At 50.6% G+C, this 16,592-nt stretch carries 12 protein-coding genes; 7 read left to right on the top strand and 5 right to left on the bottom strand.

Annotation, left to right across the window (positions count from 1 at the left end; all coding sequences use genetic code 11):
* The first annotated feature begins 5 nt into the window (after positions 1-5).
* The 3 genes from ACN1C3_RS16590 to ACN1C3_RS16580 all read left to right on the top strand — a co-directional run bounded on the left by ACN1C3_RS16590 (position 6) and on the right by ACN1C3_RS16580 (position 3,350).
* A complete protein-coding gene (locus tag ACN1C3_RS16590; RefSeq protein ID WP_419116853.1) occupies positions 6-1,166 on the top strand; it encodes an NAD(P)/FAD-dependent oxidoreductase in 1,161 nt (386 codons plus the stop codon).
* Between the two features lie 294 nt (positions 1,167-1,460).
* On the top strand, positions 1,461-1,640 hold the full coding sequence (locus ACN1C3_RS16585) for a hypothetical protein (protein ID WP_419116852.1): 180 nt from the start codon (positions 1,461-1,463) through the stop codon (positions 1,638-1,640).
* Between the two features lie 582 nt (positions 1,641-2,222).
* Positions 2,223-3,350: a nitronate monooxygenase gene (locus ACN1C3_RS16580; RefSeq protein WP_419116851.1), complete on the top strand. Its 1,128-nt coding sequence runs from the start codon at positions 2,223-2,225 to the stop codon at positions 3,348-3,350.
* A gap of 691 nt (positions 3,351-4,041) precedes the next feature.
* Here ACN1C3_RS16580 and ACN1C3_RS16575 read toward each other — a convergent pair.
* The 3 genes from ACN1C3_RS16575 to ACN1C3_RS16565 all read right to left on the bottom strand — a co-directional run bounded on the left by ACN1C3_RS16575 (position 4,042) and on the right by ACN1C3_RS16565 (position 7,639).
* Positions 4,042-4,704, bottom strand: a complete 663-nt coding sequence (locus tag ACN1C3_RS16575) for a M24 family metallopeptidase (RefSeq protein ID WP_419116850.1) — start codon at positions 4,702-4,704, stop codon at positions 4,042-4,044.
* Positions 4,688-6,055, bottom strand: a complete 1,368-nt coding sequence (locus tag ACN1C3_RS16570) for a 2Fe-2S iron-sulfur cluster-binding protein (protein ID WP_419116849.1) — start codon at positions 6,053-6,055, stop codon at positions 4,688-4,690. The genes ACN1C3_RS16575 and ACN1C3_RS16570 overlap by 17 nt, the downstream gene beginning before the upstream one ends.
* 105 nt (positions 6,056-6,160) lie before the next feature.
* Positions 6,161-7,639, bottom strand: coding sequence for an APC family permease (locus tag ACN1C3_RS16565; protein ID WP_419116848.1), 1,479 nt, complete (start codon positions 7,637-7,639; stop codon positions 6,161-6,163).
* Positions 7,640-8,299: 660 nt separating this feature from the next.
* On the opposite strand from ACN1C3_RS16565, the gene ACN1C3_RS16560 reads away from it, so the two are divergent.
* The 3 genes from ACN1C3_RS16560 to ACN1C3_RS16550 all read left to right on the top strand — a co-directional run bounded on the left by ACN1C3_RS16560 (position 8,300) and on the right by ACN1C3_RS16550 (position 10,493).
* The gene (locus tag ACN1C3_RS16560; protein ID WP_419116847.1) at positions 8,300-9,109 is read left to right on the top strand and encodes a citryl-CoA lyase; all 810 of its coding nucleotides are present in this window, start codon (positions 8,300-8,302) and stop codon (positions 9,107-9,109) included.
* Positions 9,110-9,154: 45 nt separating this feature from the next.
* Positions 9,155-9,760 carry a TetR/AcrR family transcriptional regulator gene (locus ACN1C3_RS16555; RefSeq protein WP_419116846.1) on the top strand — a complete coding sequence of 202 codons (606 nt, stop codon included), beginning with the start codon at positions 9,155-9,157 and terminating at the stop codon, positions 9,758-9,760.
* A 472-nt stretch (positions 9,761-10,232) separates the two neighbouring features.
* Entirely contained in the window at positions 10,233-10,493 is a 261-nt protein-coding gene (locus ACN1C3_RS16550; RefSeq protein WP_419116845.1) for a hypothetical protein, read from the top strand.
* A 482-nt stretch (positions 10,494-10,975) separates the two neighbouring features.
* Here the strand turns inward: ACN1C3_RS16550 and ACN1C3_RS16545 are convergent, their stop codons facing one another.
* Positions 10,976-12,658 carry a choline dehydrogenase gene (locus ACN1C3_RS16545; RefSeq protein ID WP_419116844.1) on the bottom strand — a complete coding sequence of 561 codons (1,683 nt, stop codon included), beginning with the start codon at positions 12,656-12,658 and terminating at the stop codon, positions 10,976-10,978.
* Between the two features lie 261 nt (positions 12,659-12,919).
* A complete protein-coding gene (locus ACN1C3_RS16540; protein WP_419116843.1) occupies positions 12,920-14,344 on the bottom strand; it encodes an aldehyde dehydrogenase family protein in 1,425 nt (474 codons plus the stop codon).
* 540 nt (positions 14,345-14,884) lie between these two features.
* Here ACN1C3_RS16540 and ACN1C3_RS16535 point away from each other — a divergent pair.
* Complete coding sequence (locus ACN1C3_RS16535) at positions 14,885-16,030, top strand: alcohol dehydrogenase family protein (RefSeq protein WP_419116842.1); 1,146 nt, start codon at positions 14,885-14,887, stop codon at positions 16,028-16,030.
* Positions 16,031-16,592: the final 562 nt, after the last annotated feature.

The following is a 16,592-nucleotide window of genomic DNA, read 5'->3' as shown; positions in this document are numbered from 1 at the left end:
TCCCGATGCAAAATGCAGATGTAGTAATTATCGGTGCCGGGATCTCAGGCTTGTCGACTGGTTATTGGCTCGCTAAAGCAGGCATGAAAGTCGTAATTGTTGAGAAAGGTCGGATGGCTAACGAGGCCTCCTCACGTGCCACAGGTTATCTGTCCCTCAGAGCAGACCAGCCTGAGGAGAATCCGCTAGCGATGGCCGCAGAGAAAATGTGGTCGACTCTAGACGAGGAATTGGGTTATCCCACCGAGTGGACACCCAAAGGTCGTATCTGGGTGTCGATAACCGAGCAAGATTGGAAGGAAACCCTCGAGCTTCGCGAAAGCTTTCGCAGAACTAATTTGTCTTGCGAGATATTGGATAGTGCCGAATGTCGAAGGTTGATTCCTTCGCTTTCACCTTCAGTAATTGGCGGTCTCTATACCAAACACTCTGGTCACGCTAACCCACAGCGCACTTCTCAGGCATTTGGGTGGGCGTTTATGGATAGGGGAGGCGTTGTTCTAGAGCAGACGCCAGCACTTGGTATTGTCGTGGAGAGCGGTAAGGTCAAGGGCGTTCGAACTCCAGATGGCATTATTTACGCCGATCATGTGGTAAGCAGCGCAGGGCCTCAATCAGCTCTCATTGGTCAAATGATCGGCGTAAATGTGCCAGTAGCAGCTGTAAGGCTGGAGGCCGCAGTTACTGCGCCGTTACCTCCGTTATTTGATATTGCTTTGGTTGGTCATGGTATGTCTGTTCGCCAGACCAAACGCGGAAATATTCATTTTAATGGTGGGCCATACGAATGGGTAGGGGTGGATATTGATAGAGAACCTGCAAAACCGAACACACCACTTTTGCGAAACATGGTGAAGCGCGTTAGTGAATTGTTTCCTTCTTTGAGCAACACTGCTGTGCTCCGGAGTTGGGCGGGAGTTGTTGATGTGACGCCCGATCAGATGACAATTCTGGAGCGGCTGACGTCCCCCGAAGGATTGGTATTAGTAGTAACTTCTGGGCATGGATTTGGTATGGCTGCCGCTGTAGGTCGAGCCGCTGCTGACCTAGTGCTTGAAGGGCGATCTTCAATTCCAATCGAAGGCCTAGGTTTGGATCGTTTCAAAAATCTTCCTGCTAATTGGCAAGAGTTACGTAAATGGTTACCAGGTAACTACAATACGTAGTTACATCCTAGTTTTAGACGTTCGCCTGGCTCAATGCGCGTTGACATTGCTCCGGAAAAAAATTGGCGCCTAGAGTTGCATTGTCTACTTGAGGCGTTTTGCTCGAACTAGGTATTGTAAAAAGTAAAAGCGTTGGTACTAGGTCTTAGATACCTACTCTAGGGTTTGTCGTTTGACGGCTCAAAGGAGGGAGATTGCATTTTCGTTGGTCGCTTAAATGTCGTCTTTCAGGTTGTCTTCTGGCGCCTATCACCGTCGGAAGGGTTGGTAGGTTGCCTTTTCTTGAGATGTGAAATGAATAAAATGAAATTACAGTTAGGTTTGTCCTTCTTTCGGCGTCTTGGGAGGACTCTTTCCGCAAAAGTGAGCAATAAATCTAAACTTGAGGTGGGAGCTCAAAAAACTAAAACTCAATCAAGCTTTGATCCTGCAACAGGCAACAGTATTTATCCAGAGTACTTCCCTTGGGTTTAAGCTTAATGGGGTAGTGTGTTCGAATTTTTGGGGTTGGAGCTGATTTTCAGCATGATAAGGAGATGAAAATTTATGTCCTTATCAGTTTCAGAGCTTTGAGAGCTTTTGCCGCTCATCGTAGAGGTTTACCGACCCTAAGAAGGAGTGAGGTGGACTATACAGTTTTATATTACTTGTCTGCTGCAAACTTTCTTTGGTTTCTAGGACTGCTGATCATCCGTTATTGTGTGCGAGTTGGTCAATAAGGTGAAAAGTTATTAGGCGGTTTCATGACGCCCAGTAATCAATCCTGGGGTGTCAGTTTACCGATACGTTTCATTATTTTATCTCTAGGACAACGTGGTTATTTCACATTCTTATAGGATTTCGCCGCAGAAAAATTTGAATCCTAGGTGATGCGCGGGTGATGTCATGAGTTTTCTCACCATTTTCAGACGCAGATCTCCCTTTGCAAATGTATACTCGTAATGATATTTTCATACCGAGCGGTCTAAAAAATGGCCCACGGGAATAAATTCGTGGGTTTGGCGATTAGCCCTCGCTGGTCTAGCTGAGGTCGATACATCAAAAGGCAGGTGAAACATGAAAACAGAATTGGCAAAACAGCTTGGGATCGAGCTTCCTATCTTTGCGTTTTCGCATTGTCGCGATGTGGTCGCTGCCGTCACCAAATCCGGAGGCCTTGGGGTTCTGGGCGCCGCTTGGATGACACCTGAAGAGCTGGAAATGTCGATCGACTGGATTACCCGAGAGGTTGGTGGAAAACCTTTCGGTGTTGACCTGGTGTTCCCTGACACCAGTGCCGGCAGCGGGGGCGGGCCTGAAAAAACACCAGAAGAATACCTGAAGATGATTCCTTCAGAGCATATAGCCTTCGTTCGCAAGATGCTGAACGATTCCGGTGTAGCTGATTTGAGTCCGGAGTACTACGAAAATTACATGGTCGAGTATGCCCACAAGATGGCAATGACCAATAAGAAAAGCCGCGAGCAGCTAGATATTTCACTGAGTAAGAATGTGAATTTGATTGTTGGCGCGCTGGGGGTGACTCCCGAGTGGGTAGTTAAAGACGCGCATGCGCGAGGAATCCAGGTCGGTGCGCTTGTTGGTAGTGCAAAGCACACCATCAAGCAAAAGAATGCTGGGGTAGACATCTTTATTGCTCAAGGTACTGAAGCAGGAGGCAGCGTAGGCGATATCTCTTCTATGGTTCTGTGGCCTCAGGTCGTTGAAGCCGCTGGGGGTTTGCCGGTACTGGCAGCCGGTGGAATAAGCCGAGGCTCACAGATGCTCGCAGCTCTCGCAACGGGTTGCCAAGGCTTTTGGCTTGGTTCTTTGTGGCTTGGTACTGCTGAAAGTGATCTGTCGCTAGAGATGCGGGAAAAGTTATTCCAAGCCGAATCAACTGACGCTCGACTAAGCAAAGCGATGACAGGCAAGCAGGGACGCATGCTGAATACTGAGTACGTGCAAGCGTGGAGTAAGCCTGGTGCATTGAAACCGCTTGACTGGCCAATGCAGTCCATTCTCTGCGGCTACCCGTTTAAGGCGGCCGAGCGTGCTCATAAGCTCGACTATTGGACTCATTCAGTAGGCCAGGTTGTTGGTGATATGAAGGGGCACACAACGGTCAAGTCTGAAATTGAAAGGATGCTGAACGAATACCTTGAGGCGTTGGATAATCTCAACCGAGTCACTTCGTTCGATTAACAGATCTAGTTTTGCGCAAAAACCGTGCTGGATTAAAGGCTTGAGGTTTTCGCCCAAGCCTTTTTTCCGTTCCCGCCAAATATTAGCCTATATGCTGAAACCCCTGGCAGGAGGGGCGAGCCTATCAGGGTTTCGCTCAGCGCAAGCGTTGCCTAGCGCGATGTATTTGCAATCAGCACGGTTAAACAACCTTTGCTTTTCCTAATTAGCAGCGCGCTGATGCTTAAGGCCACACCCTATAATATCCGATTTGCCATCACCTAAAGTAAACGGAACCGTAAGTAGTATATGAAGGTTCAATCGCAACAAACCCCACATCGCGTAGGTGGAATGTCCTAAAAAAACCACGGCGGGCTCATCGAAGTAAAGATGCTTATCATTGTGTGTCATTGAGTTCAAGTCTTAGCAAATCATCTCGGACTGTTAAGACTTGTTCAGGAGGTATGTTAGTGGGGTTGATTTGCGTTGGAGTCTAAGGCTTAGCAGGCGTCCGGCGAACACGCCTTGCTTAGTTAAACGCACGCCCACTTGTGCCGAAGCAACTGCATAATCTCACTCGCCCGCTGCGTCGACACAGACGAGTCAGAACATCTTTCAGATAGGTGACTTCGCCAGACGCTTACAAGGCTTAGTGCTTAGAGGGGGCTGGTCGTGCGGTTACGTATATTTAGGTGTGGGCTGCCTGAGATGACTACGATACCAGGAGATCTTCATAATAAGCCCCGAATGGAAGCGTCTTGTGACGGATTAAAACTTCGAGAATCCACCTATGAGTGGAGGGCGCAGTACCGAGGACGCTTAAACTCCCAGGGTATTGGTGAGGAAAATCAGCCACACGATGTCCGGCCATGATCGGGTTGAAAACCCAACCCATAGAGTCGGACTTCTTGGCGGCATAATCGTATAGCACATCTCCTGAAGCTCCCGTGGCTCTCCAGTAGTCCTGCACGTCGTCCCATATTATCTTAACGTCCCGTTTTGCCCGGTGCATCTCTGGGTCGTCTCCGATGACATAGGTGTTTCCGCCATCGCCTTCCCAATCTTTCCAGATTGGCCCGATGTCCAAGGTGAAAATATCGTTCTTCTGAAGTGTTATTCCAGGTACCGAAGGAGCACCATATTCCAAGACTGTGTTGCAACCAAAGCGCACCACTACCTTGTGCCATCCAAGTAACAGCCCGAGCTTCTTCAACACTTTGCGGGCTGTCCGTTCGCCTTCAGGTTCGGTCATACCTGGATAAATATGACTGGCAATCTCATCGAGCGCTGACATGGTTTTGTCACGTGCTTCGAGCATGCCGTCTCGTGAGAATCGTGGGCCGACAACCTCAGTATTGCTATTCGGAAAGGTCATGGTGAAGCTCCATCAGACGAGAAACGCGGGAAGGCCGTCCTGGCAGTTGGATACAAACTTTGTCGAAACGATCGGAGACCAAGACTTGGCAAGCCAGTCTGTCACCGGATCGCAAGTCAGTAAGGCAATCCAAGAGATCGGCTTCATCCTCCTCTAGGTCTGAAACCTCTGGATTACTTATGTTCACCCGGCAAGTGGCACACACTGCGCCACCACCACAATAGTGATCGAGCTCGAGACCAACGTTGAGAATCGCCTCTAGGAGGGTTATACCGGTTTCGCTTTGAATGCGGCCTCGGACTGGACTCTCACTGAAAGCAATATCGAAGCTAACAGCGGGGAGCTTCCCAGGCGGTGGGCCGACGTTGAATGCATCAGCGAAGAAGCGCTCAGATGGCAGTGAACCTTTCTCGATAAAAGATGATCTAGCGCTGTCGATCATTTCAGGAGAGCCACAGGCATATACATCGAAACCGCTCAGGTCAGGGTAATCTTCTAAAACCACTTTTGGCAGACGTCCCCGTCGGCCTGGCCAGTTTTCCGAACAAGCCTTTGAAAGTACGGTGGTGTAGTGGAAGGAGTGCCCTGCCTCGCCCCATTGCGCCGCAAGTTGGGACATGTAGATATCCGGCAGCGTGCGTCCACCCCAGTAGAAATGTACTGGGGTGGTTCGCTCCCAGAGACGATGGGTTTCGATCAGCGACTTGATTGGTGCGAAACCCGTGCCAGTGGCCAATAGGATAGCGGGGCGTTCACAGGGGCTGATCCATTCGAAATCCCCGAATGGCCCTTCAAGCCCTAGAATATCTCCGCACTTAGCTTGATCGAACAGCCAGCTAGTGAATTCGCCATCCATCTTTTTCCTAATATGAAGCTCAATCTCATTTGTGTTCGATGATTGAGAGGAATTTGCGATTGAAAAGTACTTAAGCCTTTTCGCCATCCAGCGTATCCCCACGAATTGACCCGATTTGAAACTGAAAGAGGCGGGGGTGAGGATGCAAAGCCGAATACTGAGGACATCATCGGCATGTCTGTCTAAGGATTGAATTTGTGCCGAGTAGCTTGGCTTATCCGCGCTGGGCGGTTCATGCGTCAGCACGATGTCGGAATGAGGCGTAACCTGGCAGAGCAGCACCTCATGGGGTGGATTATCAAGGCCTACGGATTGGATATCAGTGCTGCCCAGAATGCTATAACTACCTGAGGTGATCATGGCCCTGCAAGTTCCGCAGACACCTTGTCGGCAGGAGTGCCCGACGGAGCACCCAGAGCGCACCGCCGAGGTGACCAAATCGAATTCCGGCTCCGCTGAAAATATTTCACCGGTTGAAGCGATTAGAATCTGCATCAAATATCCACTTTTTAAGGATGGCATGGCGGTTGCAAATATTTGGCCGCCTGCCGTCGCTATGGCGGGCCATCCCGGCCCGCGTTATCTATAGGCGGTGGGTCATTATATTTCTTGGCGTCCGATCCTGCGGTAAGCATCAGGGCGTGCATATTTCAGGAAATGTGCATACAAAACGCCTATTGCCAACAAGGCGAACGCCAGACCCATCAGGGAATATGCCAAAGTTGTGTCACCGGTAAGAAGTTCCATATTGGTGGTAGCCAACCACGATGTGGAGAATAGGCCTACTGCGGCCAAGCCTGGCGCGAAGTAAGCTCTCCACCAACTGTAGGTGTGCTTAACCTTTGCGAAGTACGCAATGATCGACACAGCGGTGAGCAGTTGCAGCAACATCAAGGCATAGCCGCCGACCCCACCGAGACCACCGTAACCCTTGTACGGATCTACATCACAGACGACACAAATGCTCACTACTGCTGCTGCAATTGTCGATACCAGGAGGGAGGCATAGTGGGGCGATTGATGTTTGGGGTGCACTTCCGCAAGTTTACGGAACAGCACTCTGTCAGAAGCGAGGGAATACACATAACGTGAAAGGATATTCTGCATCGCCAGTAAGCATGCAAAGATGCTGGAGCAAAGCAGCACGTTCATGGTGTTAGCACCTGCGTTGCCTAGGTACTGTCTTACGCTGTTGAGGATTGCGTTGGCGGGATCCGCGTGGGTCGCGGACACTACGGATGTAGCGCCATAAGCAGTGATGTATGCGATAGCGGTGACGATAAACAAAGCTGCCAGAATGCCCACTGCAAGGAAAGTGGATCGAGGTATAGTTTTCTCTGGATCCTTGGCTTCTTCCCGGAAAATAGCTGTAGCTTCGAATCCTGCGAAGGAGCCCACAGCCAGCAAGATTGCAACGCCAACCGAACCGGAGGTGAAGTTGCTCAGCGATAACCATTCTGTTGAGAAATTACTGACACCGTTTGTGACAAACACAGCGCCGTCCCAAGTAATGACCAATAACACTTCCAATAATAGAGCAAAGGAAAGAACTGCCGCCGATAGGGTGACCTTCAAATAGCCGAGAACCGCGACCAGTGCCATTATTATAAACGACCAGCCCCACCATGGCATCAGTGGTGTTCCGAGTACGGTGTTGGAAAGAGTGGAGTAAGAAATTCCAGCGTAACAGTAGATACTGAACGTCATGAAAAAATAGGCCATGATGGCCACGAATGCGCTACCTAGACCTAAGTGACGTCCCAAACCAATCGCAATATAGGAGTAAAATGCGCCAGGGTTTGGAGCATGTTTCGACATTGCGGTGAAACCGAATGCAAATAACATGATCAAGCAGCCAGCCGCGAGAAAAGCGAGCGGCAATCCCAGCCCGTTTCCTTCCATCATGATGAGTGGCATGTAGCCTGTAATGACCGTCAACGGTGCATTGTAAGCCAAGACGGTAAAAACAATATCTAGCGTACCAAGCTTGCTGCTTAGCTTAGTCTTTGTTATTTCAGTATTTTTTTCAGTAACTGGATTCATATTCACGGAAAACGCAGCTTTCGATAAGCGCTCCATTGGTATTCCCCTTTAAAGTTGATTTTTTAGGTCAAATTTATCCATGACGCTGCATGGCTATTTGGGATCAGGAGCCGATTGGGCTTACGTTTGAGTATCGTTGATTAAGTGAGCTATTCATAATTTTTCCCTAGTCATATTTCTAATCTTATTTGTAACGAGGGCAGGTGCATAAATGATTCAGCCGCCGATTCTTATTCTTCAGTTGTTGATTGACTCGTAGGTAGAGCAAACATACCTTTCAGTCAGATTACCGGAATGGTCGGTCAAATCAAGGTTTTTAATGTCGAATTTTCTTTTTTTTTTAATCTTAATAATCAAGTGCTTAGGTCTTGTCGCCTCCCGGGCTTAGGAAAACCTGATGAACGGAGGCACCGTTCGGGCCAGATTCGGATTGTGATGGCGGTGAGGGCGAGGTGTAAGGGTCGCTACTGAGGTTCCGCTCACTGTCGCAACACGTATCACGAGCATGGATGAGTCAGCCTTTTAACTATGGAGATCATGCGGTCTAAGAAAAGATCGCGGGAACACATAGGCGATCCTTCAGAACAAGCCTAAATCGTGGAAAAAATAGCACTGACCGGCTGGACAAAAAAATAGACCTGTCGTACATTTTACGGTATCGCTGCTGCTATGCGGCTGAATCTCGGAGTGAAAAATATGGTCGAAAATACCTCGGCGTACTGGAAGAGTGCCGTCAGCCACATTCAGGATGACACCGTCTACATCAGGGGTTACGACCTCGGTCAACTGATAGGCCAGCTCAGTTTCGCATCCGCAACTTTTCTCCTGATTCGCGGGCGGCTACCCTCCCCAGGAGAGGCCCGGATGATTGATGGAGTTCTTTGTTCGGTGCTGGATTTTGCGCTTAAGAAGCCTGGTACAGCCGCTGCCCGCTTTTGTGTTTCAAGCAATCCATCAATGGTTGCGGGTCTTGCAACAGCAGTCCTAAGTGCTGGTGAGTACTCGCTTGCGCCCGACCAGACTGGCCGCTTTCTGAATGAGACACTTCCTGAGCTAAACGGCGCCGACTCATACGATCAGGCTGCACACTCGTTTGTTGAACAGCTCAGAGCAGCTAAGCAACGCGTACCTGGGTTCGGCCACCCCACATTTAAGTACTCTGATCCGCGCGCTCAGCAACTGAAATCACTCGCGATCGAAAATGGTATATGGGGTGAGAAGTGCGAGTGGTATGAAGCTGTGCACCGAGCCTTCATCAGCCAAGCTAACAAGCCTGAGATGGTGATCAATGAAGTGGGGATGCTGGGTGCGATTCTCGCGCAAATGGGCTTCTCTCCGGCAGAGATGACAGGCCTGGCGGTGTTGTCGACTTTACCAGGTGTAATTGCCCACGTTTCGGAGGAGCTCAACAGCAATGTCCGTATTCGGATAATTCCAGACGATGAGGTCGCATACGCCAGGGATGTGCATGATTTTTCTAAAGATTTTGCTCAATCCCAGACTTAATATTTCAGTTCTGGATCGGTAGGCTTGAATTAGAAAGGTGACGACGTGGCGTTTGAATCAGGAAGCGTGGCCGTAGCGGTGAATTTCCTGGTGGCGGATAAAACCTCATCCAGGATCCGAACGAACGCTATCGACCTTTTTGTGAAACATGGGTATCAGGGCGTCGGCATGCGTCAACTCGCTCACAGTGTCGGCATGAAGGCGGGTTCTCTGTACAACTATATTGGTAGTAAAGAAGAGCTTTTGTTTGAACTGATCTACGACTTTGAAATTGCACTGTCCAAATCGATTCGCTCGGCCGTCGCTTTTCACAAACATCCTGCTGCCAAGGTGTCCGCTTTCGTTGAAAGTTACTTGAGGTTCTGTTTTGAGAACAAGCAGCTACATGTGTTGGCCAATCGTGAAAGTGCCTATCTGGAGAGTGTGCTTGACGGTAAGGTTCAGCGACTTCGCTCCGAGCGTGTTAATTTATTGCAGACAGTCTCTGAGAACACTCCAAATGTTTTCTCAAGTGCCCAAAAGCATAGGTTGGCATTAGCTGCTGTGTTGGGCATGTTGGCAGGTGTCGTTCAGGAGACATCTGACTCTGAGTGCGATGACTCAATATGTTTCGCTTGTAATGCAGCATTGAAGATTTTGGGTCATAGTTAGCGCCGTGTTAGATTTCAAGCCGCTGAAAAGCGGCTTTTTTATGGTGCGCCCGGCAGGGCGCACTCACTAAGGGGTGAAAGTCCCCTGCACACCCGGCAAGGGGAAGTGCTAGCTAGAGGCAAGGGTTTCGCGGGTGACTGCGAGTATGAAGGAAGCCCGAGGCAAAACGCTGGCCTGACGAACAGGAAGCGGATACGAGGCGGCATGGCGGGGTAAGTGGTCCATGATCTGCAAAGCCCAATACTTGCACAGAACGCCATGACGTAGATCCGACAGGCATAAGCGGGAAAGTGGGTGCGCAATACCCGGGAAGATCTGCACGGTTGCCCGTCAGGGCTACCGGCACCGTGAGGTGCGTGGGATGGGCGTGCAGAAGTCAGCAGAGGGCATAGTAGGTCACGAGACTGAAGGCCTGAACGATTAATACCGAGAGTAGGACGACTGGGCGAACTATTTCCGATTGACCGCGAACATGCGGACACTGGACGAGCTCGATTGGTGGTTGCGTCGAAAATTACGTTGCCTGCTCTGGCGGCAGTGGAAAACCCCGAAGACCCGAGAACGACGACTCATTTCACTTGGGCTTAGACCCGAGCGGGCGTGGCAATCGAGCGTTAATGGGCGAGGGCCTTGGTGGAATTCGGCATCCGAATCAGGCAGTACCGACGTTGTACTTCGCCAAAATGGGGCTGGTCTCGTTGCGCAGCACTGCGCAACGACTCCAGTGTATTAATTGAACCGCCGTATGCGGAACCGCATGTACGGTGAGAGGGCTGAGTGAGTAATCCCTCACCCTACTCGATTGCATGTAATAGTGCGTGTTGCGCCAGCGCAATCGGATGTGTTGTCCATTCTAGTGACTTGGCGGTGAAAATACTCTAACGACCCGCTAAATCAGAAATAACGCATGGCCGCTCAGTATTTTTTAAGCGTTGATTAGAAGGCTGTAGATACTTGAGTTGAACGGCTTTTCGGTTTACCAGGCGTTGCGGTAGGAGGGCGCCACAAAGGGGGGGGCAACGCTCACGGTTGAGCGTGGTGTTGAAACATAGGCGGGTGCGGCGGGCGTCGCTAACTGGATCGGATAACTCTGAGCGACCGACACGGGATGATATGTGTACGGTAGCGAGAGGGGGATATTGTATCCTGGAACAAAGCAGGGATTTAAGAGGAGATAGCGCCAGTGCCTTGTCGCAGGCACTGGCGAAAAGGCGATTACCGTTGAGCAGTCTCCCAGGTGGGTGAAACGAAGTAGGCTTGGTGTTCAGCTGGGAGCAGGCGTCCTCGAATCAAATCTGCAGCGCGCTCAGCAATCATGATTGTAGGAGCATTCGTATTTGATGCGATTACCTCCGGCATCACGGAGGCGTCTACGACCCGCAGGCTCTTGATGCCCCTGACTTTCAGGTCGGGTGTCACCACTGCCATCACATCATCTGCCGTGCCCATACGACAGGTGCACGAGGGATGGAAGGCGGTTCCTACATTATTGCGAATCCAGCGTTCGATGTCCTCATCCGTATCGATGTTGATTCCAGGTTCGAACTCTTGTCCAGCAATTTCTTGAAAGGCGGCTTGTCCTACAACTTCCCTGGCCATCCGAATGGCTTTGCGCAATATCTCTACGTCTCGATTGTCCGAAAGGTAGTTAAACTTGATGGTCGGAGGCATTTTGGGGTCGGCGCTGCGTACTGCGAGGTAGCCGCGGCTATGCGTGCGCATCAGTGTAAGATGGATCTGAAAGCTATGCCCTTCATAGGGGTCAAGTGAGTGACCTTTGAACGCTAGCGGAAGCAGTTCGAATTTCAGATTAGGATATTTGACGCCTGCGTCGCTGCGCAAGTAAGCAGCAGCCTCAAATTGGTTGCTTGCTGCTACACCGGCTTGTTTTATGAACCATGACAATCCGGTTAGTTGTTTTCTTGGGAAATGGAGGTGGTTCGCCAACCCTAGTGGGAGTTTGCATTTGAATTTTATGACGATGTCGGGGTGGTCTTGAAGATTAGCCCCAACACCTGGAAGCTCATGAGCAACATCGATTCCGGCATCTTTGAGAACGTCAGCAGGCCCAATGCCCGATAGCTGAAGAAGCTGTGGAGAGTTAAACGCCCCCCCGCAGAGGATAGTCTCCCTGTTTGCGTTCACCTTATATACGCTTGTATCCCTTTCGAAGATTACGCCTTTGGCAACCTTTCCATTCAACACGATTTTGCTTACTAGGGAGTTAGTCGCGATGTGAAGATTATCACGTTGGCGCACGGAGTCAGGCAGATAGGCCCTTGCGGCGCTCCAGCGTTTACCTTTGTAGATCGTAGCTTCGTTGGGGCCGAAACCTTCTTGTTGGAAGCCGTTAGAGTCTGTAGTAACTGGGTACCCGGCCTGGGCACCAGCAACCATGAATGCTTGGTTGATTGGGTTTGCTGTTAGATCAGGCTTGGTTACATAAAGTGGGCCGTCGTCACCGCGATAGGTGTTCCTTCCGGAAAGACTTTTTTCTGCCTTTTTGAAGTAGGGAAGCACGGAAGGGTATCCCCAACCTTCGCACCCATAGGTCGTCTTCCAGTTTTCGTAGTCGAGCGCATTGCCCCTTGTGTAGACCATGCCGTTTATCGATGAGGAACCCCCGAGTACCTTTCCTCGAGGGTGGTCGATCGTACGGCCGCCGATGGATTCATCAGGAGCTGATTTGTAGGCCCAGTTGTATTTGGTACCGGTGAGTAATCGCTCGACTGCCAATGGCATATCGATCATCCAGCTACGATCGACAGCGCCCGCTTCGAGCAGAAGCACACTCACCTTTGGGTCTTCACTGAGTCGGGACGCAATAACGCAACCGCTGGAGCCAGCACCTACGACGATATAGTCATAATTATTCTGGATAACTTGGTTGGTTTTCATGCTGTTACTCCCGCCCGCAAGAATCGAAAAGGAAAGCTATTTGAATTTCTGGCCAATAACGATGTTCTGTTCACGGTCGCCACTTCTAAATTTCAAAACGGCCTGGCGCACTTGAACGTGGCCTGGCCATAAATAGAGTATTTATGACGTCAGTCACGCGATGGGCAATAACAGCTGGGAAAGTGGGGGCAACATATTTTTATTGTTCTCGCTATCGTTGAGCAAATGCTTGGGGTTCAAGAACCCCAAGCAGAAAGGGCGTCAGTGGTAACCAATGATCGACTTGGTTTCGAGATATTCCTCGAAGCCTAGAACGCCAGACTCTCGGCCGTTCCCTGACTGTTTGTACCCCCCAAAAGGTGCATACGAATCCCAGTCTGGGTAGTTGATGCATACCATGCCGGCATCAAGTTTCTCAGCGACAGCCCGGGCGCGATCCATGTTGGGCGAAACGACATAGCCTGCGAGGCCGTAAACGCCTGAATTCGCCATTAGGATGGCGTGCTCGACATCCGTATATGGAATTAGAACCAGAACAGGGCCAAAGATCTCTTCGCGGACAATGTCGTAATTCTGATGTTCTACGGCGAATACGGTAGGTTTGACGTAGAAGCCGCGAGCTAGACTATCAGGCCGACCTGTACCACCCGCAATAAGTTGGGCACCTTGGTCGATCCCCGACTGAATGAGGTTCTGGATCTTCTCGAATTGGTTGATATTGGACACGGGGCCCAAATGGGTGGTGTGAGCCAATGGATCACCTACCTGATGCGCGTTAGCAGCGGCTGCAGCAATGATCTTCGCTTCTTCAAACCGGGGCGCCGGCACCATCATGAGTGTAGGGGCATCGCATGTTTGGCCACTGTTTGCAAAACAGACCTGAACTCCAACTGTTACGGCACTCTCTAGATCTGCATCGTCCAAGATGATATTGGCGGATTTTCCACCTAGCTCCTGGGTCACGCGTTTTACGGTATCAGCTGCAGCTTTAGCGATTTGCACCCCCGCCCGAGTGGATCCTGTAAACGAGACCATACGGATTTTCGGATGTCGAGAGATAGCCTCTCCGACGCTAAGCCCGTCACCATTCACTAAGTTGAATACTCCAGGAGGGAAGCCTACTTCTGCTGCAGCTTCGGCGAACAGAATGGCGTCCAGAGGAGTGACTTCACTTGGTTTGAGTACAACGGTACAGCCAGCGGCAAGCGCAGGAACGACCTTGAATACGATTTGGTTCAAGGGATAGTTCCATGGCGTGATCAGTCCCACGACACCGATCGGTTCCTTTCGGATAGCGGTTTTGCCGATTCTGGAAACGGATTGGTAAGTCTCAGCAATGGTCAGCATCGCTTCAAAGTTGGCCAGCGCGCCACCTACCTGGACATCTCGGGAGAAGTTGGTGGGAGCGCCAATTGTTTTGGTTATCGCCTCTGCCAATTCGTCAGTTTTGGACTGCAGTTTCTCTTTCAGTCGCTTTAAAAGATTGAGGCGATAGGAGATTGGCTGTGCGGAGTACGATGCCAAAGCAGCTTCCGCGGCATTCACTGCCTTATCAACGTCTTCAGCAGACCCCATGGCAATCCGACCGCAGATTTCCTCAGTAGCAGGGTTAATCAGATCCCTGAACTGCGGCACGACAGGGTCAATCCACTCACCGTTGATGTAAAACTTTTTGGTTGTGTCCATTTCTTCCCTCTGAGAGGTGGGGCGCACGACACTCTGGAGTGTGGCCGTATGCACGGTGAAGAGAAGCTTATCGATCCGCCACGTCAGACGCCTCGTGCGAGTGCATGGTTGCTCGGAAGCTGCGTTGTACCTTGTGGTCAATTATAAAGACCGGCAGGTATGTGAGTATCCCTATCTGGCTAATACAAATCAAGGGGGAGGCACAATCGGGAGGGGTTTCTATCCGCCATGTAGGCTATGACCTTTTTTATATTGACCCACTTCTACGATGCTTCAGCGCGAAGACGCGCCCAGGCCCGGGAAAATTTGGTTGGTGATTGAAGTCGCCTCGGAAGCTCCGGCTCCTAGGAAGCTAATCATGTAAGTCGACGAAAAGAGAGGAGTCACTCGAGCACATTCTGCTGCATCCCTCCTATTGACAAGGCGCACCATCGCGCCATACTGACCTTTCGGTATTAAATACTGACCTATGGGTATTTTGGTTTTTCCGCTGAATACGTGCGGTAGGCCACTCTTTTCAACTGATGACAGGTGTGTGGAATGACTTCTTTGCAGGCCGGAACAGCGAGCGAATCCAAGATGATGCGTGGTGTGCATCTGACAGGTTATGGCGGAGTGGACAAGCTCGTGCATCGCGAAGACATCCCGGTGCCTCAGCTCAAGGCTGGCGAGGTACTGATTAAGGTCGGAGCGTGTGGCATGAACAATACCGACATCAACCTCAGGTCTGGTTGGTATGATCGCGACGTGAACACCTCGTTGTCCGAAGATGTAGGCTTGAAAGGCAGCGACAAGCATTCCTCGAATGAGCGGCCAGATGCCGCAAATTCTTGGAACCAAAAATCCGTAATATTTCCTCGTATACAAGGCGCTGCTGTTGTCGGATCAATTGTCGCTGTTTCATCTGCTGAAGATTCAGGACGTGTAGGGGAGCGGGTGATCGTCGATCCCCAAGTGCGAGATTTCTCACTCCCATTGCGAGCGCAGCTCGTTGAATATTTGGGCGGTGACCGAGATGGTGGTTTCGCAGAATATGTTGCAGTACCTAGCGCAAATGCGTATCAGATCAATTCGACGTTGAGTGATGCGGAGCTCGCGACTTTTCCAACGTCGTACGACACCGCTGAAGAAATGCTCGTGCGTGCGCGATTGGCTAAAGACGAAGTGGTAGTCGTTACTGGCGCGGCAGGTGGTGTTGGCACTGCTCTTATTCAGCTTGCACTCATTCGTGGTGCAGTGGTGATAGCGATTGCTGGCAAGGATAAGGAGCGGCAGCTTCTGGATTTGGGCGCGCACCATTTCATCGCGCGAGACGATGGAAGCGTCAGAGCAAAAATTGAAGCAATCGTTGGAAGTGGGGGTGTCGATGTCTTCGTAGATGTCGTAGGTGGCCCGCTATTCGGCGAAATTCTGAAGACGCTCACCCGCGGTGGGCGGTACGCAACCGCAGGCGCGATTGCTGGGCCCATTCAGCCTTTTGATTTACGAGACCTCATTTATAAAGACCTGGAGATGTATGGTATTACCTGTCCAACTTCAGAGACCTTCGCCAGTATTCTCAAGTACATTGAGGAGGGACGGCTTAAACCGATCTTAGCAAAAAGTTTCAGTCTGCATGAACTGCCGAGTGCTCAGGCTGAGCTAGTTAAGCGTAGCCATGTCGGTAAGTTTGTAGTCGTTCCTTGATTCTTAGCGTTCTGCGGAGCATTACTTGAGAGAGATGACCTTTTAGTGGATATGTACTGGGGGCAATATCGATCCTAGTTCATCACCAAACGGATGATTGCGTCGGTACCGGATGGCGTGACCGACGCATACACTACTTATAGGTATGGAGCAAACCGACAGGTACATGGCCGGTTTTCTTTGCCCCGTCAATCACAATCCAGGATAGCCATCAGCCCCTTCCTTGTTTGAAAGCGATGTCGCAGCAGAGACAAGATGGATGAAAACGCAGGTTCGTAGGCATGGTTGGAATCGCCCTCAGGATATGATGAAGACGAGGGTGGAAGCGAAGGCCTTTTTCGATCTTATCGGCCACCTGGAGAGGGGGGCTTGTGTGAGATTTGATACTTCGAAGTTTGAGCGTTCATCGTCTCTGTCGGCAAAGACGCACCTGAGGAGATATTGAGACAGCTAAAAAGGACGCAGCTTCTGTTCATCCTTTGGGTTGGATGGCTATGCCAACTGAAATCGCTTACGCGTGCCTCTATCTAGCGTCTGATGAAAGTAGCTCGTTACAAGTAAC

The sequence above is a fragment of the Pseudomonas sp. H11T01 genome (assembly GCF_048515765.1).
Taxonomy (GTDB): Bacteria; Pseudomonadota; Gammaproteobacteria; order Pseudomonadales; family Pseudomonadaceae; genus Aquipseudomonas.
Note: the sequence above shows the minus strand (reverse complement) of the source record. Positions and strands in the feature narration are given on the sequence as shown.